The organism is Coriobacteriia bacterium, from assembly GCA_030652115.1.
Taxonomy (GTDB): Bacteria; Actinomycetota; Coriobacteriia; order Anaerosomatales; family Anaerosomataceae; genus UBA6100.
In genome coordinates this window covers 1-21,992 of the sequence record JAUSBK010000003.1, presented here as the reverse complement: position 1 = coordinate 21,992, position 21,992 = coordinate 1, and the positions used below count along the sequence as shown (strand labels likewise).

The following is a 21,992-nucleotide window of genomic DNA, read 5'->3' as shown; positions in this document are numbered from 1 at the left end:
TCTTGCACGAGGAACTGAACAGAGCTCCCGCGAAGCAGTGGAAGGCAGCCGTCATTCTTGCTGCAGTGCTCGTTCTGCTCGTGGGGGCAGCGATCGGCATCGAGACCCTGATGTCCTCCGGGCCATCAGGGTCCGATGCCGAGTACGTGGTGGTCGTGATCCGCGATGGTGAGGTCCTCGAGCAGTTCACCATGGACGACATACGTGACTTCGACATGGCCACTATCGAGGTCCTCGGCAAGATCGAGGAAGGCCCCACCCTGCTCGCGGTTCTGGAGGCCGCCGGGGTGACCGACTTCGAGCGCGTGCACATCGGAGGAATGGGGATCCGCGACGATGGCAGCATCGTGCTGACCCGCGCCGAAGTGACCGACGAGGTGCTCCTCGACATCGCCAACCGCGGGACGGTCAAAGTGGTCGGGCCCGACATCGCATGGGAAGACCGTGTCCGCGATGTCACGGAGATCGTGGTCGAGTGAGCGCGCCACGTCGACGATGGCTCACAACGCGGGAGCTCGTGGTGCTCGCGCTCATCGCGGCGTTGCTCGTGGGAACCAAGATCGTGCTCAACCTTCCCTTGCGGCTGCCGGGCCACTCGGGAATCTTCTGGATGGCGTACCTCGTCATCGGGCGCGGCCTCGTGCGCCGACGTGGAGCCGGGACGCTGCTCGGCCTGGTCTCGGGCCTTCTCGCGGTGCTCATCGTGGGCGGCCGGGAGGGACTGCTGGTATGGGTGAAGTACTTCGCACCCGGTGTGGTGATGGACCTGGGCGCAGCCATCAGCCGCGAGCGACTGGACTCCGCGGTCATGGCCACGCTGGTAGGCGCTGTTGGGAATGCCGCCAAGCTCACGGCGAGTCTGATCGTGAGCCTGCTGCTCGGCATTCCAGCCGGCTACCTGGCCGTCGGGCTGAGCCTCGCCGCAATCAGCCACATCGTGTTCGGTGCGATAGGGGGATGGCTCGGCGCGCTCATCCTGAGGCTGCTGCGTCGGCTCCGCGTGCCTGCCATCGAGAGCCTCAGCGCGGACAACGGACGGCCGGCATGAGGCGCATCGTAGCCGCACTGCTGCTGCTCGTCGTGTTCGCCTGGCCTGCGCCCGCCTCGGCGGGAACGTGGTCGGCGACCGGCGACGTTGCCGCCTCGGGAACGCTGGTCAAGGGCAGCGGCGCGTGGCTCGAACTCCCGTGGACGATCATCTGGCAGTACGCCACGAACGAGCCCCGGTCAGTGGAGCGCCTGCCGAACGGAAACACGCTCATCGCCAGAGGGTATATGGGCGTCGTCGAAGAGGTGACGCCGCAAGGCACGATCGCCTGGGAGTATCGCGGTGACGCCTCGTTCTTCCCCTGGCACGCGGCGCGCCTCTCGAGCGGCAACACCCTCATCGTGAGCCGACGAGCAGACGAGGTCTTCGAGGTCACGCCGGCGGGTACGATCGTCTGGCGCTACGGAGGCTCGGACGTCTCCCGCGAGGCCAGCGCCACGCTCGTCCCCGGCTACCCGGGCTACGTGCAGGACCCCTTCTCAGCCTCGCGCCTGCCGAACGGCAACACGCTCATCTGCGACAACCAGAGCGGCCTCGTCCTGGAGGTGCGCACCTCGGACTACCGCGCGGGAGAGCTGAACGACGGCTACACATCCGAGAGCACCGTCTGGTCGTACGCGCCGGGCGGGTCGTGCTGGCCGAAGACCGCGCAGCGGCTCTCGAACGGCAACACACTCATCGCGGCCTCGGACTTCGTGGTCGAGGTCGACGCCACCGGGAGCACCGTCTGGCAGCTCGGAGTCCCGGTGCTGCGACAACCGGTCTCGGCCTACCGGCTCGATGACGGTACGACACTGATCGCGGAGGAGCGAAGCCCCGACAGTCTCGTGGGTCGGGCAGTGCGCGTGAACAGCGCCGGCGAAGTGCTCTGGGCGTTCTCGGGCGTGAGCCTGCTCGGTCTCGACGACAGCGGGCTCAACACTCCACGACGCGCGCTGCCGGGTACCAACGGGTCGATCCTCATCGCTGATGAGGCAAACAACCGCATCATCGAGCTGGGATACGCGCTGAGCGGAACCGCAGAGTCCGGGCAACTCGACTGCGGCCTGCCCGGCGTCCGGAAACAGTTCACGAACATGTCGGTCGAACTTGATGTGCCGGAGAACACCTCCGCGATCGTCGAGTACTCGGTCGACGGCGGTGCGTGGCAGACCCTCGGCGGCAGCACCCTCCCGGGCGGAACCTACGGCACGCTGATCCGCTACCGCATCACGATGTCCACGACGCGCCGGGACAAGACCCCGCGCCTTCTCGGTGTGAACATCGGCTACGAGCCCGCCCCGGAAAGCGCGGGCGGGTCGGGCACGGGGAGCGGGTCCGGCAGCAGGTCGGGCACGAAGTCCGGCAGGAGCACCACGACCGGCACCGGCATCGGCACCGGCGGCACCATGACGGGCGGCGGCGGCTACACCACCGGCGGGGTCTCCGGCGGCGCGAGCGTCGTCGCCGGGCCGCTCTCGGTTCAACGCGGGTGGGCGATGGACTCCGTCAGCATCTCGGTCGGCCCCGACGTCGGGGGCCTCGGCAACCTCGGCGGGGGCGGTTCTCCCGCTCCGAACCTGGGCGGACTGCTCGCACTCGGCACGATCTACACGGCAGGCATACTCTCAGTGCCGCTACAGCGCCTGCTCGCACTCCTGTTCCTCCGTTCTCAGACCGCCTGACCCTTCGAAGGAGGCACCTCGCCTTGATCGACACCCTCGGCTACTACCTCACCCACCCTGACGCCGTCATCTACGAGGTAGCGACGGCCCTGCTCTACCCGGTGCTGATCGCCGAGGTGATCGCTCTTCTGATCGTCATCTTCGAAGCGGGTCGCTTCACCGTCGAGGCGCTCGGCCGCGTACGTAAGCGCTCCCTCGGCACGATCAGAACCTCCGGGCAGAGCGCGCGCGATGCGTTGGCCGACGGTAAGACGGAAGATGCGCTCGGCCATCTCGGCACGGCGCTCGCGCACGGTCGCTACGGCCGGCGCTTCGTCAGCCTGCTCTCCGCTGACACGACTAGCCGCACCGAGTTCCTGAAGCTCCTCAACGACGTGGAGTTGGAAGCCGCGCGCCGTCTCGAGCGCACGCGCATGCTCATCCGGATCGGCCCGATGCTCGGCCTGATGGGCACCCTCATCCCGATCTCTCCGGCACTCGTCGGCCTCGCTCAGGGCGACGTGCAAACGCTCTCAGACAACCTGGTCATCGCATTCTCCACCACAGTCGTCGGCCTGCTCATCGGCGGTGTTGCCTACGCGGTATCCGCGATTCGCGACCGGCTGTACACGCAGGACGTGAGCGATATCGAGTACGTTCTGGACCTGCTGGAGGTGTGAGATGCTCGAGCCGCATACTCACGCGCGTGAAGGCCGCGGCCCGATCCAGCGCCGCCGGCGGCGGCTCCTGCCCGACCGGGGCGGCGATCCGATGGAGTCCCTGGGCAATCTGTTCGACGTCGCCATCCTGATCGGTGTAGGGTTCCTGATCGTCTCCCTCTCCGCATTCGGACTCCAGGAACTCATCTCGGGCGAGGACGTCACGATCGTGAAGGACCCCGGCACGACCGACATGGAGATCATCACCAAGCAGGAGGGCGTGATCGAGCGCCTGCAGACGACCGACGAACTCGACGAGGGTCGGGGGTATGCTATCGGCACCGTCTTCCGCCTGGACGACGGCAGCGTCATCTGGGTACCCGAGGGAGGATCTGCCGAGTGAGAGTCTACGTCTGCTTCGACGACACCGACGTGCTGGGCGCCGATCGTGGCACCGGAAAGCTGGTGCGCTGGTTCACCGAGCGGCTGCCCAGCGGCTGCATCACGTGGGGCGTGGTGCGCCAGCAGCTGCTCGTCCACCCCGATGTGCCGTACACGTCGCACAACAGCTCAGGCTGCGCGGTCATCGACGTACCGGACGCGTCATTCCTGCCCGGCCTTGCCGAGCTCGGAGCGGCACACATCGCCGAGCACTTCATGGACGGCAGCGATCCGGGACTCTGCGTCGCTCCCGAGACCGCGGACTTTGCGCCGCTGATCGCGTTCGGCAACCGGGCGGCGATCGAGGTCGTCACACAGGACGACGCGCGTGCTGCCGCCGAGGCGGCGGGTGTACACCTTTCCGGCCACGGGGGCACGAATGACGGCATCATCGGTGCCACCGCCGGGGTCGGGCTGACCGCAGGCGGCTGGACCGGACGGTTCGTGGACTACCAGGTCCCGCTGCGCGGCTTCAGTGCCATCACCACGGTGGGTGAAGTCGAGGCCGCAGGGATCACCGTGGTGGCGGTGGACCGGAACGTGATGGTTCCCAAGCCGACCGACACGCTCGACACGCAGGACTGGCTGCGACCGCGCCTCTGGGGAGGCCGGCCCGTCGCTCCGGTCACGACGCTCGGACCGAACGCCTGGACGGCCATCGGCAAGCAGCGTGACGCCGGCAGCGGCACGGGTGGGGGCACCGGCGGAGGCACCGGTCACGGCGGAGACGACTGGTAGGGGTTCGGCAGGCCCTCGGCCATGCATCGGCCCCGACGACCGCGAGCGCTGGCCTCAGCCCTTGGTGATGATCGTGCCCACCGGCTCACCGGCCAGTGCTGCAGTCAGGTTCCCGCGCTCCAGCCCGTTCACGATCTGCACCTGGTCGAGCACCTGGCTGTTCTGCAGGATCTCGAGACATGGCCGTTCGAGGATGAGATCGTCGAGCTTGCGCTCGAGGAGTTCCGACACGGTGATGCTGGGGATGAACTCGGCGTCCGGGTCCTTCTTCGGGTCGTTGGTGAACAGACCGCGTTCGTCCTTCACGAAGATGCAGCTGCGCGCCCCGATGAGATCGGCCATGAGGATCGTGCCCACGTCGGTTCGGTGGATGGGGATCCGGCCCTTCTCGGGCGGTATCGCGAAGAAGTCGTACGGCGGCATCCCCTGCGTCACCGGGATCCCGCCCTGCGCGAAGTAGTTGGGCAGCTTCATGATCGCGTCTTGATCGATCTCGATCCCACCGTGATCCGACAGCAGTGTCGCAAGCAGCAGTGCATTCTGCCGTGACACCGAGCTGCCGAATGCAGCGATGATGCCCGTGGGCATCCCGAGCTCCAGCCCGATCGCGTAGATGTGCCTGCTGCGGGTGCCGCCGCCCGTCAGGAGCAGCATCTTGTGCGTGTCCTTGTTGGCGACGATCTCCTCGACGATACCGGGAAGCGCCCTCTTGCCGCGGTCGCAGATCGACTGGCCGCCGATCTTGATGACATTCACGTCGGGGAAGAGCCGCCGCTGCGGCGCGACCTCGAGCGAATCGAGGAATCTCTCGCTTACGAGACTCTCACCCATGAGGATGCTCTTGATGTGCAGGCGCTTGCTGTCACGCTCGCGCATGAGCGGCATGGGTTACCTCCATGGATCGCGTCGCTGGATCTCAACTACTCCGGATTCTCGGGCATGTCGCCCACCTGGACCTTGTGGCCCCTGTCCGGCACGGCGAGCTCGACCAGTTCCGCACCGACGGCGGCGGCGATCTGCTCCAGCTCCGCCTTCCGCATATGGGTCACATGGATCTTGAGATCGGTGCCTGCGACCGCAACCAGGTTGAATCGGGGGATCTGGTCCCCTTCGCCCACCTCACGGCGCTCGCGGTAGAAGATCTTGCCTGCCATCGGTTCCTCCTCGGCCGAGGTGACATCGCAAGTGGTACATACCCGCGAGCCTCGCGGACAACCCTGGCCTCACCGAAGCAGCAAGGCCAATGGGCCGACTGAACGCCTACTGCCCCAGCCAGAACGCCGGGCCCTCGTACTGATACGTCGCCGACCACTGCGCGATCACGAGATTTCGCTCCTCTTCGGAGGCCGTGTAGAAGTGGCTCCCGTTGCGCAGGTTGTAGAAGCGATACACGGGCACACTGCCCGCCACGGGGACCGGATTCACCGCGTACGTCTGACCGTCGAGCGTGTAGACGTTGGACCAGCGCGCAAGGATGGTGTTGGCCTCGGCGAGCGACGCGGTGTAGAAGTGGCTCCCGCTCGCGCGGTTGTAGAAGCGGTACAGCGGTTGCGTGTTGTTGGCGGGATCGGTCGCGTACGCCACGCCCTCGTAGCGGAAGACGTTCGACCAGGTCGCGGCCACCATGTCTGCCTCGGCGGCCGAGTCGGTGAAGAAGTGCGTGCCGTTCGTGACGTTGTAGAAGCGATAGACCGGCGCCGCGACGCGCGCGACTACGAGCGTCAGGACTTGCGTATCCGACCCGCCCGTGTTCTCGGCCTTCGCCGTGAACGTGAAGCTCCCGGACTCGCTCGGCGTTCCGCTGATGACTCCCGTCGGAGAGAGCGCGAGGTCGGCGGGGAGGCTCCCGGCCGAGACGGTCCAGGTGATCGGCGTCCCGCCGGTCGCTGCCAGCGTGACCGCATAGGGCCGACCCTTGAGACCGGCGGCGAGACTCGTTGTGGTGATCGCTGGGACGGCCTTGAGCGTGGTGGCGTTCTCCGCCGAACTCGAGGCCGACTCGTTGCCCGCGACGTCCACGGCCGAGACAGTGAAGCTGTAGGTGGTTTCCGGCGCCAGGCCGGTGGCCGAGTAGGTCAGGGAGGTCGGGGAAGCGATCCACGTCCCGTTGCGATACACCCGATACCGTGCCACCCCACTCGTGGCGTCGGTGGCGGCGCTCCATGACAGGCTGACCGCACTTGAAGAGGTGGCCGTGGCCGTGAGGCCGGCAGGGACCGTCGGGTCCGCCGTGTCGACCTTGAACAGCTGGCTCCTGGCAACCTCAGCATTACTCTCGGCATCCACGGAGCGGTAGCTCAGGGTGTGCTCGCCCTCGGCAGCAGTAAGTGGCGTGCCGTAGACCGACTCGCCCCCGCCGTCCCATGCGTAGTAGGTGGTAGCGGGCTCGTCCGGCGTGAGGGTGATGTGCGGCGCCGTCAAGTACCAGCCTGACGCAGCGGGGCTTACGTCGGTGGTGAGGGTGGTGAACGGGATACCGTCGACGTACTCGATCGCATCATCGGCCTGTATGAGCCCGTAGCCGTAGGTGTTATCGCGGCCCGCTGTCCCCAGATCGGTCGCCGTGGCGGTCAGCGCGGCGGCGATCTCCGCCTGCGTGGCCGTGGGATCCGCGGAACGCATGAGCGCGGCGGTACCCGCCACGAACGGTGTGGCCATCGAGGTTCCTTGCCAGTACTGGCCCACCGTCCCCATAACGGTCGAATAGATGTACACGCCGGGGGCGACGACATCGAGATCGGCACCGTCTTGTGAGAAGGATGCGATGGTGTACGGGGTGGTGTTCTGGATCGCGCCTACCGCGATCACGCCCGGCTCGCGCGCAGGGTACTCGACGTTGGACAACCGGGTAGGATTGCAGTTCCCCGCCGCAGCGACCACGACCACATCGTGTGCGAGCGCGTAAGCCACCGCGAGACTGACGTAGTCGTCCTGCGAGCTGCTACCGAGGCTCATGTTGATCACGTCGACGCCCAGATCAGTGGCGTCGTAGATCGCTTCGCTGACGTCGAATGTGTTTCCGTTGCCGGTGGCGTCCAACACCCGCATCGGGAGGATGCGGCACCCGGGCGCCGTCCCGCTGCCGAGCACCCCGTTGTTCGCCTCGGCGACGACGATTCCAGCCACGTGCGTGCCGTGACCAAGCACGTCATCGGGCACACCGTCGTCGCCCACGTAGTCCCATCCACCCGCGACGATCTGGTCGACGAGGTCCGGCTGATCCAGGTCCACGCCGCTGTCGATCACGGCAACCACCACGTCGGCTTCGCCCCAGGAGCGGTCCCACGCCGCAGGTGCGCCGATCGCCGGCAGACCCCACTGCAGCGAGTAGTCGGGGTCGCTCGGCACTGCCGAGGCATGCACGTAGCCGAGCGGCTGGGCGACTTCGGTGGGGACAGCTGCAGCGATGTCACGCGCGTACTGCGCCGAACCGTGGCCCTCGGGCACCTCCACGAGCAGGCTCTCGCCGTCCTTCGAGCGCTCCAGGACGGTTGCGCCATCGCGCTTGAGACGCGTCTCGAGCGCTTTCATCCCCGCAGACGAGCGCGGTCGGATGACGACCTGTGTGGCAGAGACGGCAGGCGACGCGGAAGCCCTGACCGCACTCGGCGCGCCTGCGCCCGCCTCCACGGCGGCCGCCGTGGAGGCGGGCGCCACGGCCAGACAGACCGCCAGCGCGAGTGACAGGTACCGCAAACGCTGCATGAGCTCTCCGATGAAAAAGACCGGCGCCGGGCCCTAGCGCCCGGTTGACCGTGCCAGCAATTCTAGCAAGCGGCGCGCCGTACGGGGTCGCACTCACTCCCCGGCTTCAGCGCCGTCATGTCCAACAGGCAGCTCGAGAGTGAATGTCGAGCCCTCGCCCACCTCGCTCGCAACGTTAAGATGCCCCCCGAGGACCTCGGCGAGTCGACGCGAGATCGCCAGGCCGAGGCCGGTGCCGGCCTCGCTCAGGGGGCCCGCCTGCACCTGGTGGAAGTGCTCGAAGATCCGCTCGGTCTCCTCGGCGGGTATGCCGATCCCGGTGTCTCGCACGTCATACGCGATCGTCTCCGGGTCGGCCGGTCGCACGGTGACGGTGACGCTGCCTTCGGGCGTGAACTTAATCGCGTTTGCGATGAGGTTCAGCATGATCTGATCGACCTTGCCTCTGTCCGAGACGATCTCGGCAGGCAGTCCCTCGGCGCTCACGTAGGTAAGGCCGAGGTTCTTCGCCTCGGCGGCGGGAGTCATCATCTCCACGAGCCGGCGGACCGCGTCGCAGGGGTCGAACGGCGCCGCGGCGACCGGTGCCGCCCCCGCATCGATGCGGCTGAGCTCGAGGACGTCGTTCACGAGCGACAGTAGCTGCTTGCCGGCCTGGTTCACCATGTGGATCTGGCGATGCTGCTCGTCGTTGAGCTCTCCGGTGCGGCCTTTGAGCATCAGGTCGGTGAACCCGATGACCGAGTTGAGCGGCGTTCGCAACTCATGACTCATCGAGGCCAGGAAGTCGTCCTTGGCTCGGGTTGCGCTCTGCAGGTCCTCGTTCAGCACGATGAGCTCGCTCGTGCGCTCCTGCACCGTCTGCTCCAGGTGGTCCTTGTACTCGTGGAGCGCCTCCTCGGCACGGCGGCGCTCGCCGATCTCGTTCTGGAGCATGACGTAGGACTCCTGGAGGCTCGTCACCATGCCGTCGAAGGCCACGGCGAACTCGCCCACCTCGTCCTCGCGGACGATCCCACTGCGCACGTCGAGATTCCCTCGGCCCACCCGCGACGCGGCCTTCCGCAGCTCCTCGAGCGGTTTGATGATCGCGCGATCCGCCGAGATGCCGATGATGATCATCGTCAGCACGCCGAGGCCGGAGACGAGCAGCACGACCGTGATCGTGAGCTGCTCGGCCGACTGGGCCGAGTCGCTCGCGTGATCCGCGAGCACGACCGCATCGGAGACGATCGACTGCATCAGCACGAGGAGCCGTGACGTCAGTCGCGACTCCAGCTCGAACGCAACGTCTGCGGGTATCTCGCCCGCCAGGCGGCCCTCGTGCGCCAGCGCGATCTCGGCGAACGCAGCGTGGGCCTGCTCGAGATCTTCGTTCATGGAGGCGACGAGCGCAGCATCAGCGTCCGAAGTGACCTCGAGCCCGGCGAGCACAGAACTCAGCTTGTCCTGCTTCTCGTGCCACTGCCGTTCTGCACGCGGCTCGTAGTTGATGAGGTAGTCGGTGGTGAGCATCGAGAGCTCGAACGTGTCGTTGAGCGACTCCGTCACCTCCGAGCCGCGGCCGATCGCGGTGTTCACCGACTGCAGACCGACGAGCAGCACGACCCCCGCTATGGCGGCGATAACCACGGCGAAGACCGCGCTCAATCTGATCCGGGTGCTGATCCTCATCGAACGAGAGTCACCCGCTCCGGAGCGACCGCATCGAGCGGACCGGGATCGATGAACGACAACACGTCAGGTGGTGTCTCGGCTGTGGCGAGGCCCGACTCCATCGCCCACCGCACCTGGTCTTCCAGGTTGAGGACCAGGGACTGCTCGAGTTCCACCGCGCCACGGGTGATGATGCAGGAACAGATGTCGTGGGACTCGATGCCGATGTCCGAGGCCACGTTCGCCACGATGCGTCCGGATGTGTCCGCCACCCCGGCCTTCTCGGCCAGAATGAATGCTTCGACGAGCCGACGCTGGACTTCGGCGTCGGCGCCTTGCTCATCGGCGAGCACGCAGAGGTTCATCGTCTTGCCGTAGATGCCTTCTTCTTCGATGAGCACGAAGTCATCGCCGAGGGCGGTCTCCAACTGCGCGATGAACGGCTGTCGGAGCGAAACCGCGTCGAGGTCCCCCTCGATCAGCGCCGCGGTGACGCTCTCGAACGAATCGAAGCGCACGTCGACGTCCGTGTCGTTCATGCCGTACTTCGTCAGCAGCACGTGGAGGAAGAAGTGGGCCGCCGTGCCCTGGCGGGTGCCCACGCGCCTCCCGCGAAGGTCCGACGCCGTCGCGATACCCGCGCTGGCCCTGGCGACGACTTTGAGGTCGTTGTTGTCGGTGGCGACCGTTGCGATCACGTTGAACGGCTCGCCCTCGATCGCGGCCGTCACGATGGGCGTGTCGGCGCACAGGGCCGCGTCGACCTCGCCAGCCATCATCGCCTCGAACGCAGCCTGCGCGCTGTCGTGCTCGACGAGTTCGACCTCGAGGCCGACGTCGTCGAACAGCTTCTCGTCACGCGCTATGTAGGCGAGCGCGTTGAGCGACTCCTTGCTCACACCAAGCCTGACGCTGCGGGTATCGGTGGGCGGCGGCGCCTCGTCCTCGCAGGCCGCCAGCGGCGCCACGAGAGCGCAGCAGAGCGCCACCGCGAGGACATACCTGGGAGAGCCACAACGGACCGGGCGCACAGCACATCCCTTCGAAAATGCTCGATCACGCACGGACGCCCCGCATGGAGTCCGGATGCGAAAGAACACACCAATCATGCCACCAATCGGCACGTTCGCCGAGTGGCATAAGTGGCGCCGGTTACGCCCCGGCTTCGAGCGCCTGCTTCAGTTGGCCCAGGTCGGTCTTGAGAACGCGGTCGGCTTCGGTCTGCGCTCGACCCTCGAAAAGCGCAGCCGGACCCGTGAGGTTCGCGGAGATCGCCATGCTGACCCGCGTGCCGTCGCCTTCCGGCCTGCACTGAAACGAGAAACGAGCGCGCGCCGGCTTGTGCATCACGTAGCCGAGCCGCTCGGGTGGCGCGTATTCGCTCACCTCGAGCTCGACCGTGCCCGACCTGCCCTCGGCAGAGTACGTCTGCACGATGCGGTCGCCCACGGCGGTAGCGCGCCCGCGAGAGGAAACGAGGTGGCTGCGCCAGCGATGGTCGTTGGCGGTGTCGGCGATGAACGCGAAGGCGGTCTCCGGAGAGCACGCCACGAGAACGCTCGCTCGAGCCTGCATCACAGTCTCTTCTCAGTCCGGATACCGAGACCGACGGCGATCAGACCGATGCCCGCGCCAATGACCGCCATGCCGGGGCCGGGACAGATGAGCATCGGTATGCCGACGAGCACCGTGAGGACGCCGAGAACGACGGTGAGGCAGCCGCGGCGCGACCTGCCTGTGCGTGTGGGGGTGTCCGAACGAGTCTCCATGCGTGGTATGTACCCCGTCGCGCCCCGGCGGGGCTGACTTAAGAGCGCGCTCTCCCGCGCATGCGGGCGAGCGTCCGCCTCAGACGCTCCTCGCCGAGCACTCCGGCCGCCAGCTGGCGGCCCTTCGTCGTGTGCGTCTGGCGGAGAGGGAGGGATTCGAACCCGCGTAGCGGGGGATACCCGCTAAGCGGTCTTCGAGTTCGAGAACGGTCGTCTGTTTCTGTGTCGTCTAGCCTCCCTCGGGGACGGCGATCCCGTAGCTGGCGAGCAGCGCTTTCGCCCGCCACTCGTCGAGCGCGCCGCGCCCCTTGGCTGCGCGGCGAATCGCTCGACGGCGGTGGTATAGTCGCAGTATCAATTCGTCCGGGCGCAGAGGGGCGCCGAGATGACCGACCCCTTCAGCACCCGGACACATGGGTGGAGGGAACATGGACGGGGATCCCAAGGACGTCGCCGCAGACTCTGAAGAGCCGAAGGTGTTTCGTATCGCGCAGATCGACATGCCTGGCGGTTCGAAGATGAGCCGGCGCAAGTTCGTCAAGGCGACTGTGGCGAGTGTGGGGGCTGTCGCAGCGCTGAGCATCGTCGGCGGGTGCAAGGATGACGAGCCTGTCGAACCGGCCGAAGAGGAGCCCATCGAGCCGGCCGAGCCAGTTGAGCCCGTCGAAGAGGAAGGGCCAACTGCGGAGGAACCCGACGAACCTGAGGAGCCGGACGAGGACGAACCCGAGGAGCCGGACGAGGACGACGACACCATCGGCATCATCTGCACGTGCGACACTGAAGGTTGCGCCTGCGTGGGTAACTGCACGTGCAACTCGGTGAGCACCCCCGGCGGTCACTACTGGTACCCGAGCTGAGGATTGAGACGCGCCCGACGGAGGCCGCATGAGTATCTCCTGGCAGCCGCTCGGTGAGACGACCTTCCTCATCGCGCGCGGCTCGGGTCTGCCGTTGCTGTACGCACCGCTTCAGGGCCTCATCATGGAGGTCAACGACGCGTACGCCGTGTGTTTTCGTGAAGCATTGGCCGGGGACGCCGACGCGGCGCATGCGATAGGTGTCGAGCCGATGATGTTGGATCGCCTGACGGCCGTGTCGCCCAAGGCGCTCAAGAAATTCAACCCCACGTGGCCGGATTCCTTCGAGCCCACGGCCGTCACGCTCTTCCTCACACACAAGTGCACGCTGCGCTGCACGTACTGCTACTGCGAGGGCGGCACGGGAAGCGACATCGACTGGCCGGTGCTCGAGGCGTCTGTCCGTTTCGCCCTGGGCAATGCGGTTCGGCTCGGCCGCGATCTCACTGTGGCGTTCCACGGCGGGGACGTCGGTGCGCGCTGGCCCTTGTTCACGCGTGCCGTGGAGTTCATTGAAGCAACCGCCGCCGAGGCGAACGTGAATGTCCTGATGAACATCGGCACGAACGGCTTCTACTCAGAACCGCAGGCAGCGTTCATTGCACAGCACATGCGAAGCGCCACTGTCTCGATCGACGGCTTGCCTGAGGTGCACGACCGATGCCGGGTGACACCTGGCACAGAGCCCTCATTGGGGACCGTTCTCGGTTCGGTGCGCATCTTCGAGAAACACGGGCTCCCGTACTCGATCAGGATGACTGTGACCGCCGAGGCCCTCCCGCTTCTGGCCGAGAGTGTCGAATTCCTGTGCGAGCACTCGCGGGCGAGCATCATTCGGGCCGAGCCGCTCTATCTGCGGGGCCGCGCGAGTGCCTCGGGTCTGGACGCGCCCGAACCACACGCGTTCGTCGAGGCCTTTCGGACAGCTAGTACCGTCGCACAGCGATACGGCCGTCGACTCACCTACTCGGGTGCGCGGCCTGCCGGTGTAGTCCCCGCATTCTGCTCCTATCCTGATCCGACATTCGGTGTCACGCCCGACGGCGACCTCACATGCTGCTATGAGGTCTTGCACCCCGATGACCCGCTGTCCAAGGAGTTCTTCTACGGTCATGTCGATGCGGACGGCTCGGCTATCCACACGGATGGCGCCAGGATCGCTGCTATCCGCGATGGCGCCGCGCAGCGTCGCGCCGGCTGCGCCGAGTGTTTCTGTGTGTTCGCATGTGCCGGCGACTGTGCGGCCAAGGCGTTCGACGGAGGAAGGGTCGCAGGGGAGACCTCCGGGCGCTGCGAAATCACGCGTGCGCTCGTGCTGGACATGCTCGAATCTGCACTTGGCGGCGCATGATGGGTGCCGACGTTGCGTTCCAGCCGGAGTGTCTGACCCTGTTCCTCAACAACCGCTGCAACCTTGCTTGCCGCTACTGCCATTCGGGGGCTTCGGCGGTGCAGGAGCCCGTGCTCTCGAACGAAGCGGTGGCCGACGCAGCCCGGATCGTCGCCGCGTCGTGCAACGAGCGCGGCCTGCCCATGACGCTCGTCTTGCACGGCGGCGGTGAGCCACTGCTTGACTCGGATGATGCGGCACGCGTTCTCGGAATCGTGCGCGTGCAGACCGAGAGCGCCGGGGTGCCACTCACCACTTACGTTGCCACCAATGGCGTACTGGCCGAGGCAACCATGCGATGGGCCGCGGCGGAGTTCGATCTTCTCGGCCTGTCGTGTGATGGGCCTCCCGATGTCCAGGACGCGCAACGCCCGCGTCGCGGTGGCGGTGCGACCTCGACGGACGTCGAGCGGAGTGCGTCGATCTTGCGGGAGTGTGGTGCGCGCTTCCACGTGCGCGCAACGGTCACCGCGGCGACGCTGCGGCGGCAACAGGAAGTGATCGACTACGCCATCGACGTGCTCGGTCCCACCGAGATACGCCTCGAGCCCGTCTATGAGAACGCGTCAGGGATGTCGGGCCTTCTGGCCGAGGACGCCCCAGCGTTCGTGGAGGGCTTTCTTGATGCCAGGCGCTACGGCACCGAACGCGGCACCGTGGTGACGACGTCGATGCTCCGGCCCGACGAGCCGCACGGCCCGTACTGCAACGTACTTCGTCACGTGGTCAATCTGGCACCGGGCGACTTCGCCACGGGATGCTTCGTGGAGTCGAGGGCCCAAGACGCGCACGAGCGCGGCGTGCGCGTCGGCGGCATCGGCCCGTCCGGGCGCTTCGTGCTGGACGCAGAGCGGATCCGGGCTCTGAGCGAAACGTGCGGCCTCGTGCCCGATGAATGCACGGGATGTCCCATCGCACACTCCTGCTCGCGCGGATGCCCTGACGTGTGCGCACTGGATACGGGCGCCGCACGGCACCTTCGCGACACCTTCCGCTGCCGTGCACAGCGGCTACTCGCGATGGAGGTGGTCAGCGTATGAGCGTGCGGCCACCGCATGTAGACCCCACTGAGATGTATGTGCTCCCGCTCGCGGACCGCTGGCTCGTCTTCGCGCCTGCCACGTGGAGTGTGGCCGTGGTGAACCACACGGCGCTTGGCGAACTCGCGCAATGCTGCGAACCTGGTCACGTTGCGCCATCACTCGAGTCGCTTGAGCTGTGGCAGACGCTGACGATCGCGCCAGCCCAGGCGTCCCGGTACCGCCCACAGGATGTCGGCAAGCTCGTGATCATGCCAACACGCGCCTGCAACATCAGTTGCGTTCACTGCGACTTCGGCTGCCCCGACGCGTCGCTCACGGTACTCGATCCCCAACTCGCCTATCCACTGATCGATCGCGTACTGGCCCACACGGTTCGCGACCGCGAGTCAGTCATGCGTGTCCACTTCTTCGGGGGCGAGCCGCTTGTCGCGCGGCGCTCGGTCGAGGCGATCGTCGCCTACACGCGGCGCGCATGCGCGAAGGCGCACGTCACGCCGTGGTTCGAGCTCACCACGAACGGCGTCTGCAGCCCCGAAGCCGTGAAGTTTCTCGGCGATGAGATAGACTCCGTGGTCGTTTCCCTGGACGGCGACGAGGCGCTCCACAACGGCCTGCGTCGACACCGCGATGGACGTGGGACGTACGCCGAGGTCGCCGAGACGATCCGCCAGCTGAGCCGCTACCCGTGCGAACTGTGTCTGCGCATGTGCGTCACGGATCACTCGGTTGAGGCATTGCCACGTCTTGCCGAGCGGTTCTGCACGGAGTTCGACATCAGCGTGCTCGCGTTCGAGACGCTGGCCGAGACACCCGGTTCGGCCGAGGCGGGACTCTACGCGCCTGACCCGTACGCGTTCGCGCTGAACTTCATGCAGGCCGAGTCGATCGGTGCCGAGCACGGCGTTCGCGTGGTACACGGGCCGTCCGAACTCGAGGGTCCCCGTTCGACGTCGTGTCCGCTCGGCACGGGCTCGCTCATGCTGTGGCCGGACGGCGCCATCACCGGGTGCTATCTCGAGCCCGAGCGTTGGCGTTCGCGTGGACTGGAACTGTCGTTCGGCAACGTGGATGAGGCGGGCGTCGTGCACGTCGATGAGCGGCAGATCGCGAAGATCGACAAGAAGCTGGAGCGGAAGCCGCGCTGCGAACGCTGCTTCTGCCGCTACACGTGTGCAGGCGGCTGCCGAGTGGAGCAGACCCCGCCGCGCTGCAGCCGGTTTTACGACGAGCGATGCCGGGCGATCCGCCTGATCACGGCGAGTCGGCTGCTGCTGGGCATTGATGCAACAGAGGAGGCCGCCGCACTGCTGGTGAACGAGATGGCCGCCGCGGGCCTCGCCTCCAACGCCGACGACAGGCTGCACTCGTGGGCGAAGGTCGTGTGAGGTGGCGAACCTCTCTATCACCCGCCGGTGTGAGCGTGACTGCAGCTTTTGTTTTGCGGCCGAGGAGCGTGTTCTCAAGCCGCTCGACATGCCTGCGGAGACCTTTGAGCGCGCGCTCGACTTCCTGGAGCGCTCGGACATTCCCGATGCGCGGCTTCTCGGTGGCGAGCCGACGTTGCACCCGGCGTTCATCGCGCTGGCGGAGCGTGCGCGTGAGCGCGGCTTCGCGCTCACGGTGATGACCGGCGGCCTCGTGAGCGATGATGCGCTTGTGTATCTAGCGTCGCTATCGCCGCGGGACCTGACGCTCTACCTCAACTCGGCGGTGCCGGGCGTGGATAGTGACTCGCTCGTTGCTGCGCAGGAGCGTGTTTGCGATGCGTTGCGAGATCGCGTCGAGATCGGTATGACGCTTGTCTCGGCGGAGAGTGATATGGGCTTCCTCCTGGAACGCGTCGACCGACATGGCTTGCGGCGCAGTGTGCGAGTGGGCGTGGCGCACCCTATCGCAGGCGGTGCGAACACCAGCGTAGTGACGAGTGACCTGCGCGCGGTGGGTGTGACGATCGAGGCGTTCGTGGCGCAGGCAGAGGCGCGCGGGGTCAGCGTCGGCTTCGACTGCGGCATCACGCCGTGCATGTTCTCCGATGAGTTCGCGGTGACTCATCCGGAGGTCATCAAGAGCGTGGGCACGCGCTGCGGGCCGATCATCGATGTGCTGCCCGAGGGCGACACGATCGCATGCTACGCGCTTGCATCGATCGCGCGGATGCCGCTCGACCGATGCGCCACCCGCGACGAGCTGATCACCGCCTTCGTCGAGGCACTGGGCGACGGACTGCCAGAACTCTTCGAGGAGTGCGCGACGTGCGCGTTTCGCCCTGCCGGGCGTTGTACGGGCGGTTGTCGGGCGCGCCGGATGGCCGGGGACGCGTGATGCGCTGGGTGCTGCCCTACATCGACCAGCCTCCGGACTTCTGGTTCCGCGTGGCCGAACTCGTGTCGCCGAACATGGCGAGCGTCTACTTCCCGATGCCCGCGAGCCCCATCGGCTCCGGACGCCCGTCACAGCCTGCGGAGCACCTGCAGGCGTTTCTCAGCGGCGATGCGGTGGGGAAGTCGGTGTTGCTGAACCCGGTCGTGCACGTGGGTTCGGTCGCCGAAGTGTTCGCCGCGATCGAGCCCGGACTGCGCGGGCTTGTCGAGGAGCGCGGTGTGGCCGAGGCGGTCGTGGGGAGTGCGGGACTCGCGCGGTTGCTGCGCGAGGCGTTCCCCGGACTGCGACTCGCCGCGTCCACGCTGCTCGACGTCCGCACGCCGGCGCAGGTCGTCTACCTGGAAGGCGTCTTCGACTCGCTCACGCCGGGCGATGGTGTGATGCGCGACCTGCCTGCGCTGCGCGCGCTGCGCGAGGCATGGCCGGGGGCGCTGCGGCTCATGGTGAACGAGGGGTGTCTGCCGGGCTGCGTCTATCGCACGCAGCACTTCTTCGAGATGAACTCGTCGCATCCGATGCCGGCGTCGCTGTGCGCCGGACTGCTGGAACGTGAGCCATGGCTGGCGCTCACCGGCGCGTGGGTGCTTCCGCAGCATCTCGATCTGTTCGACGGCCTCTACGACGAGGTGAAACTGGACGGACGCGTGACGCTTGCCGACCCTGTGCACTACCTGCGCGTACTATCCGCCTACGTGAACCGCACGCCGCTCGAGCTGGCCGAGATAGGCGGCGGCCCAGCCACGGCGCCATGCGTGCCGGCGATCACGCGCGACTTCTACGCACACACGCTGACCTGTGCGAAGACGTGCGCGACCTGCGAGGTCTGCCGCGAGTACTTCGCAAGTAGCGGGCGGGCCGAGGCGTGAGCGCGGCCACCGGCGCCCTCGTCGCCTGGGCGCGTGCAAGCGAACGCTATCCTGCCGACGCGCACCTCCCGCTGCCGAGATGGGCGACCCGTGGGCTGCCCGACAGCCCCGACCGCGCGTGGGATGAGATCGCGAGCGTCTGTGCGCGCAGGAGCGGCGCGATCTCGGTCTACGTGCACATCCCGTTTTGCGAGACGCGATGCCCGTTTTGCGACTGCCACGCCACGATCGCGCCGCGCGGTTCGCGTGAAACCGTCGATCGCTACGTCCAGACGCTGACCGGGGAAATCGCGGCCTTCGCGGCGCTTCCGGGCCTTGCCGAGCGACCCGTCACCACAGTGCACTTCGGGGGCGGCACGCCGCTCGCCATCGGCGCCGCGGCGTTCGAGCGCATAACGAGTGCGCTGCGCGACTCGCTCGGCACGCACGGAGAGACCGAGTGGGCGCTGGAGACCACCTCGCGACTGCTCGATGAGGCGAACCTCGAGTTCCTCGGCACACTCGGCTTCACGCGCATACACGTGGGCGTGCAGTCGCTGCAGCCACAGCTGCGACGGATCCTCGGCCGCCGCAAGCAGCCGCACGAGGTGCTGGAGCGCATCGCCGCGTGTTTGGAGCGCGGCGGGGTCGTCTCGGCGGACCTGCTTTACGGCTTGCCTGGCCAGAGCGCCGCGATGCTTCGCGAGGACATCACGCTGCTGGCCGGCGCGGGCATCCACGGCGTCTCGCTCTACCACCTCAACGCAGGACCGCACAACGCTCGCTTCATGGCGCAGCACGGGCTGCTGGAGCGCGACGAGCCGCACCTGCGCGAGGATTTCGTGCTGCTTGCCGAGGGAGCCGCGCTGCTGGGGGAGCTGGGCTTCCCGCGCAACCACGTCACGCACTTCGCGCGGCCCGCCGACGCCAACCTGTACTCACGGCATGCGGTGCGAGGCGAGGACCTGCTGGCGGTGGGCTCATCGGCAGACGGCGTGGTGGGGCCGTACTTCTACCGGCACCTCGAGCTGGACGACTACGGGGACGCGGCTGGCGCTGTGCCGCTTTCCGGCGGGGGCACCTATACGCCCGCCGAGGAGTGCGCACGACCGCTGGTGGCGTGCCTGATGGCCGGTGAGGTCGCGTCCGACCGCCTCGACGATGCCGCACTCGCGTTTTGCGGGGAACTCGAAGCGGTGGGCTTGCTGGAGCGAGCAGATGAGGGCGGTGCGTGGCGCCTTACGACGTCGGGATCGTGGTTCTCGGGTGCGATGTGCGCCGAGGCATGGGGTCTCTACGGCGGCGTCAGAACCAGCCGATAAGCCCCAATCCGCGGTTGGCACATATCGTGAAGAAGCACTGCAGGCTCATCATCTCGTCGGCGTTGGTCGGCGTGTCTTTGGGCCGTGTGCGTGCGATGTCGTTGATCTCGGCCAGCTCTTCGGGCGAGACGGCATTGAGCTTGGCGGCCATCTCGCGCACCGTCTCGGGCGGCAGCCATTCCGTGTTGAGGAAGACATCGGTGACCTCGAGCACGACGTCGATGTAGACCTTGCCGCGGAACGAGGCGTCGCCACCGCTGAAGATCCCGCCACAGAGTTCGATGCCAGCGTTTAGGAACGCACGTTCGTCATCCTCGGTGAGCACGACGTCGTCCGGCGAGCGCGAGGCATACGTGTCCAGTCCCATCATCGATCTCCTCTTGGGGCCACGGGAGCCTTCATCAGCGCATCGGTTCCCGGAGAGTATGGAGGCTGCCCGTGTAGCAGCAGACCCATACCTGGCGCGAGTCGTTGATATATGTGATGCCGATAGGATGATGCCCCATGGGCAGCTCCTGCAACTCGATCATGTCCTCGGCGCGTACCACGCTCATCTTCATCTTGCAGAAGGTCTCCGAGGGGGCGCAAAGCACGGCTGTTCCGAGTGTGCGCGTGCTGCGAAAAGGCCCGCCTCCTTGTCTGGAAGCGGGCCTTCGTCGTGTGCGTGTCCTGAGACATCACATGTGTGAGCTGACGGGATTTGAACCTGCGACCAGGCAAGCCCAAATAGGGCCTTGAGCAACAGGGACTGCTACCGAGCTCACACGAGGACGCGCCTTTGCCCGACGCCTGCCTCAGCCCGAAGGCACTTGTAGCCCGGTTTCACACTCGAAATCGGGCTGCTCAGGCCTTTGACCTGAGGAAACGTGGTGCCCCCAAGGGAATTCGAATCCTGATTGTGCTTGTGACTATTGGGACTCGTTGGGACTCGTTGGTACAGCGGAGCTGCGGCGAGTCCCAATAGGGCGAGAATGGAGCCGCTCTTGCCATCTTTGTGATTAATCATATAATCGCGTTAGTGTTTCGCGCTTCAATCAGAAAGGTTCTCACCGTGTACCGATACGAGACTACAGAGGCCGTCGCCACAGGCGTCCGCCGGATCGAAGAGCTCCGAACCCGCCTGGATGCGCAGGGGCCGCTCCCCCGGATCTGGCTCGGTCGGACTCGGCGCGACCTTGAGGCCGAAGCCGTAGCAGCCTCCACGATCATGGAGGGTGTGGCGGTCACCGTCGACGAGGCCCGCAGGATCCTGGCAGGCGACAGGCCGACCGGCGTCTCTGTGGAAGACATCGACCTGGTCGACGGCTACCGCGATGCCATGCGCTTCGTGCTCGCTCGCGCCGATGCGGGGGCGTTCCAGTGGCAGAGCGAGCTTGTGCTCTCGCTGCACCACCTCGTGCTCGGTGGTTCGTATGCCAAGGGCGCAGGCCGGTTCAGGGAGACCCAGAACTGGCTCACGAACAGGGCGAGCGGCGCACAGGTCTACCTGCCCCCTCCCGCCGAGAAGGTGCCATCGCTCGTGGACGACTTGGCGGCGTGGCTTCAAGGAACGGATGAGCCCGGGCCGGTGACATCGGCGCTCGCGCACGTGTCGGTGGCGGGCATCCACCCGTTTTCCGATGGCAACGGCCGCACTGCGCGTATAGTCGCATCGCTTTCGATGTATCGCGCTGGATTCCGGTTGCCTCAATTCACCAGCCTTGAGGAGTGGTGGGGTCGTCACCTCGAGGACTACTACTCCGCGTTCGACTGTCTCGGAACGGGGTGGGCTCCTGACACCGACGTCACCCCATTCCTCGAGGCTCACGTGCAAGCGCAGGTCGCCCAGGTCGAGGCGCTCTCGTTGCGCAACACCACCGAACGCGCCCTGTGGACGGTGCTGCAAGACGCCGCCGTGAGCGACATGGGCCTGAACGAACGCGCCACGCATGCGCTCTACGACGCCTTCTTCGCGCGCGAGGTCACCAACCGCTACTACCGTGGGATGGCAGACGTCTCTGAGGTGACCGCCTCACACGACTTGGGCAAGCTCGTCGCATCCGGTGCCCTCGAAGCCAGGGGGGCCGGACGCAGCACGCACTACGTCGCTGCGTCAGCGCTCTACGAACTCGTGGTGCAGCACGCCGAGCTCGATCAGCGGTGGCTCGGCACGCCGGGGGACAATGTCGCCCAGAGGGACGCCGTTCTCATGGGACTTGGGAATCGCTTGCATGCGGCCAACGAGGCGCGCGAAGCCTAACGGCCGTGGACCGCATGTCTCCTCGCGCAGTTCAGCCCGCCTCCGTGATGAGAGACGGGCCGCGTATCTATGGTGCCCCCAAGGGAATTCGAATCCTGATTGTGCTTGTGACTATTGGGACTCGTTGGGACTCGTTGGTACGGCGGAGCTGCGGCGAGTCCCAATAGGTACCAACGAGTACCAACAGTCACCATCTATTTGGGCACCAAATCGGGCACCAAATCCGGGGCGCGATCCCAGCGTGGGTGCCTC

23 protein-coding genes are annotated in these 21,992 nt (G+C 66.6%); 14 read left to right on the top strand and 9 right to left on the bottom strand.

Annotation, left to right across the window (positions count from 1 at the left end; translation table 11 throughout):
* The first annotated feature begins 2 nt into the window (after positions 1-2).
* From Q7W51_02870 to Q7W51_02845, 6 genes are read left to right on the top strand one after another with little or no spacing between them, the layout of a single operon-like run.
* Entirely contained in the window at positions 3-479 is a 477-nt protein-coding gene (locus Q7W51_02870; protein MDO8847318.1) for a hypothetical protein, read from the top strand.
* Positions 476-1,048 carry a hypothetical protein gene (locus Q7W51_02865; protein ID MDO8847317.1) on the top strand — a complete coding sequence of 191 codons (573 nt, stop codon included), beginning with the start codon at positions 476-478 and terminating at the stop codon, positions 1,046-1,048. Before Q7W51_02870 ends, Q7W51_02865 begins: the two co-directional genes overlap by 4 nt.
* Positions 1,045-2,712 (top strand): hypothetical protein, encoded by a 1,668-nt coding sequence (locus tag Q7W51_02860; GenBank protein MDO8847316.1) that lies wholly within the window; start codon positions 1,045-1,047, stop codon positions 2,710-2,712. Before Q7W51_02865 ends, Q7W51_02860 begins: the two co-directional genes overlap by 4 nt.
* Before the next feature lie 23 nt (positions 2,713-2,735).
* Positions 2,736-3,371 carry a MotA/TolQ/ExbB proton channel family protein gene (locus tag Q7W51_02855; protein MDO8847315.1) on the top strand — a complete coding sequence of 212 codons (636 nt, stop codon included), beginning with the start codon at positions 2,736-2,738 and terminating at the stop codon, positions 3,369-3,371.
* A gap of 1 nt (position 3,372) precedes the next feature.
* On the top strand, positions 3,373-3,753 hold the full coding sequence (locus Q7W51_02850) for a DUF2149 domain-containing protein (protein ID MDO8847314.1): 381 nt from the start codon (positions 3,373-3,375) through the stop codon (positions 3,751-3,753).
* Positions 3,750-4,529 carry a hypothetical protein gene (locus Q7W51_02845; GenBank protein ID MDO8847313.1) on the top strand — a complete coding sequence of 260 codons (780 nt, stop codon included), beginning with the start codon at positions 3,750-3,752 and terminating at the stop codon, positions 4,527-4,529. Before Q7W51_02850 ends, Q7W51_02845 begins: the two co-directional genes overlap by 4 nt.
* 54 nt (positions 4,530-4,583) lie before the next feature.
* Here Q7W51_02845 and Q7W51_02840 read toward each other — a convergent pair whose 3' ends face one another.
* The 7 genes from Q7W51_02840 to Q7W51_02810 all read right to left on the bottom strand — a co-directional run bounded on the left by Q7W51_02840 (position 4,584) and on the right by Q7W51_02810 (position 11,659).
* Complete coding sequence (locus Q7W51_02840) at positions 4,584-5,414, bottom strand: uridine kinase (protein MDO8847312.1); 831 nt, start codon at positions 5,412-5,414, stop codon at positions 4,584-4,586.
* Between the two features lie 35 nt (positions 5,415-5,449).
* Positions 5,450-5,683: a hypothetical protein gene (locus tag Q7W51_02835; GenBank protein ID MDO8847311.1), complete on the bottom strand. Its 234-nt coding sequence runs from the start codon at positions 5,681-5,683 to the stop codon at positions 5,450-5,452.
* 106 nt (positions 5,684-5,789) lie between these two features.
* On the bottom strand, positions 5,790-8,234 hold the full coding sequence (locus Q7W51_02830; protein MDO8847310.1) for a S8 family serine peptidase: 2,445 nt from the start codon (positions 8,232-8,234) through the stop codon (positions 5,790-5,792).
* 93 nt (positions 8,235-8,327) lie between these two features.
* Positions 8,328-9,908: an ATP-binding protein gene (locus tag Q7W51_02825; protein ID MDO8847309.1), complete on the bottom strand. Its 1,581-nt coding sequence runs from the start codon at positions 9,906-9,908 to the stop codon at positions 8,328-8,330.
* Positions 9,905-10,921, bottom strand: a complete 1,017-nt coding sequence (locus Q7W51_02820; protein ID MDO8847308.1) for an NrtA/SsuA/CpmA family ABC transporter substrate-binding protein — start codon at positions 10,919-10,921, stop codon at positions 9,905-9,907. Before Q7W51_02820 ends, Q7W51_02825 begins: the two co-directional genes overlap by 4 nt.
* Before the next feature lie 121 nt (positions 10,922-11,042).
* A complete protein-coding gene (locus tag Q7W51_02815; GenBank protein MDO8847307.1) occupies positions 11,043-11,465 on the bottom strand; it encodes an SRPBCC family protein in 423 nt (140 codons plus the stop codon).
* Complete coding sequence (locus Q7W51_02810; GenBank protein ID MDO8847306.1) at positions 11,465-11,659, bottom strand: hypothetical protein; 195 nt, start codon at positions 11,657-11,659, stop codon at positions 11,465-11,467. The genes Q7W51_02815 and Q7W51_02810 overlap by 1 nt, the downstream gene beginning before the upstream one ends.
* A 428-nt stretch (positions 11,660-12,087) precedes the next feature.
* On the opposite strand from Q7W51_02810, the gene Q7W51_02805 reads away from it, so the two are divergent.
* The 7 genes from Q7W51_02805 to Q7W51_02775 are packed head-to-tail and all read left to right on the top strand — an operon-like array spanning position 12,088 to position 19,501.
* A complete protein-coding gene (locus tag Q7W51_02805; protein MDO8847305.1) occupies positions 12,088-12,519 on the top strand; it encodes a hypothetical protein in 432 nt (143 codons plus the stop codon).
* A 28-nt stretch (positions 12,520-12,547) separates the two neighbouring features.
* Positions 12,548-13,870 carry an SPASM domain-containing protein gene (locus Q7W51_02800; GenBank protein MDO8847304.1) on the top strand — a complete coding sequence of 441 codons (1,323 nt, stop codon included), beginning with the start codon at positions 12,548-12,550 and terminating at the stop codon, positions 13,868-13,870.
* The gene (locus Q7W51_02795) at positions 13,870-14,949 is read left to right on the top strand and encodes a radical SAM protein (protein MDO8847303.1); all 1,080 of its coding nucleotides are present in this window, start codon (positions 13,870-13,872) and stop codon (positions 14,947-14,949) included. Before Q7W51_02800 ends, Q7W51_02795 begins: the two co-directional genes overlap by 1 nt.
* Complete coding sequence (locus Q7W51_02790) at positions 14,946-16,337, top strand: radical SAM protein (GenBank protein MDO8847302.1); 1,392 nt, start codon at positions 14,946-14,948, stop codon at positions 16,335-16,337. Before Q7W51_02795 ends, Q7W51_02790 begins: the two co-directional genes overlap by 4 nt.
* A gap of 1 nt (position 16,338) precedes the next feature.
* Positions 16,339-17,274, top strand: a complete 936-nt coding sequence (locus Q7W51_02785; GenBank protein ID MDO8847301.1) for a radical SAM protein — start codon at positions 16,339-16,341, stop codon at positions 17,272-17,274.
* Positions 17,274-18,200, top strand: coding sequence for a hypothetical protein (locus tag Q7W51_02780; protein ID MDO8847300.1), 927 nt, complete (start codon positions 17,274-17,276; stop codon positions 18,198-18,200). Before Q7W51_02785 ends, Q7W51_02780 begins: the two co-directional genes overlap by 1 nt.
* Complete coding sequence (locus tag Q7W51_02775; protein ID MDO8847299.1) at positions 18,197-19,501, top strand: radical SAM protein; 1,305 nt, start codon at positions 18,197-18,199, stop codon at positions 19,499-19,501. Before Q7W51_02780 ends, Q7W51_02775 begins: the two co-directional genes overlap by 4 nt.
* Here the strand turns inward: Q7W51_02775 and Q7W51_02770 are convergent.
* Complete coding sequence (locus tag Q7W51_02770) at positions 19,485-19,871, bottom strand: hypothetical protein (GenBank protein ID MDO8847298.1); 387 nt, start codon at positions 19,869-19,871, stop codon at positions 19,485-19,487. The two genes, Q7W51_02775 and Q7W51_02770, sit on opposite strands and share 17 nt — an antisense overlap.
* A gap of 31 nt (positions 19,872-19,902) precedes the next feature.
* Positions 19,903-20,061: a hypothetical protein gene (locus Q7W51_02765; GenBank protein ID MDO8847297.1), complete on the bottom strand. Its 159-nt coding sequence runs from the start codon at positions 20,059-20,061 to the stop codon at positions 19,903-19,905.
* A 491-nt stretch (positions 20,062-20,552) separates the two neighbouring features.
* Between Q7W51_02765 and Q7W51_02760 the strand changes: the two genes are divergently transcribed.
* Positions 20,553-21,740, top strand: coding sequence for a Fic family protein (locus tag Q7W51_02760; GenBank protein MDO8847296.1), 1,188 nt, complete (start codon positions 20,553-20,555; stop codon positions 21,738-21,740).
* The last annotated feature ends 252 nt before the right edge of the window (positions 21,741-21,992 follow it).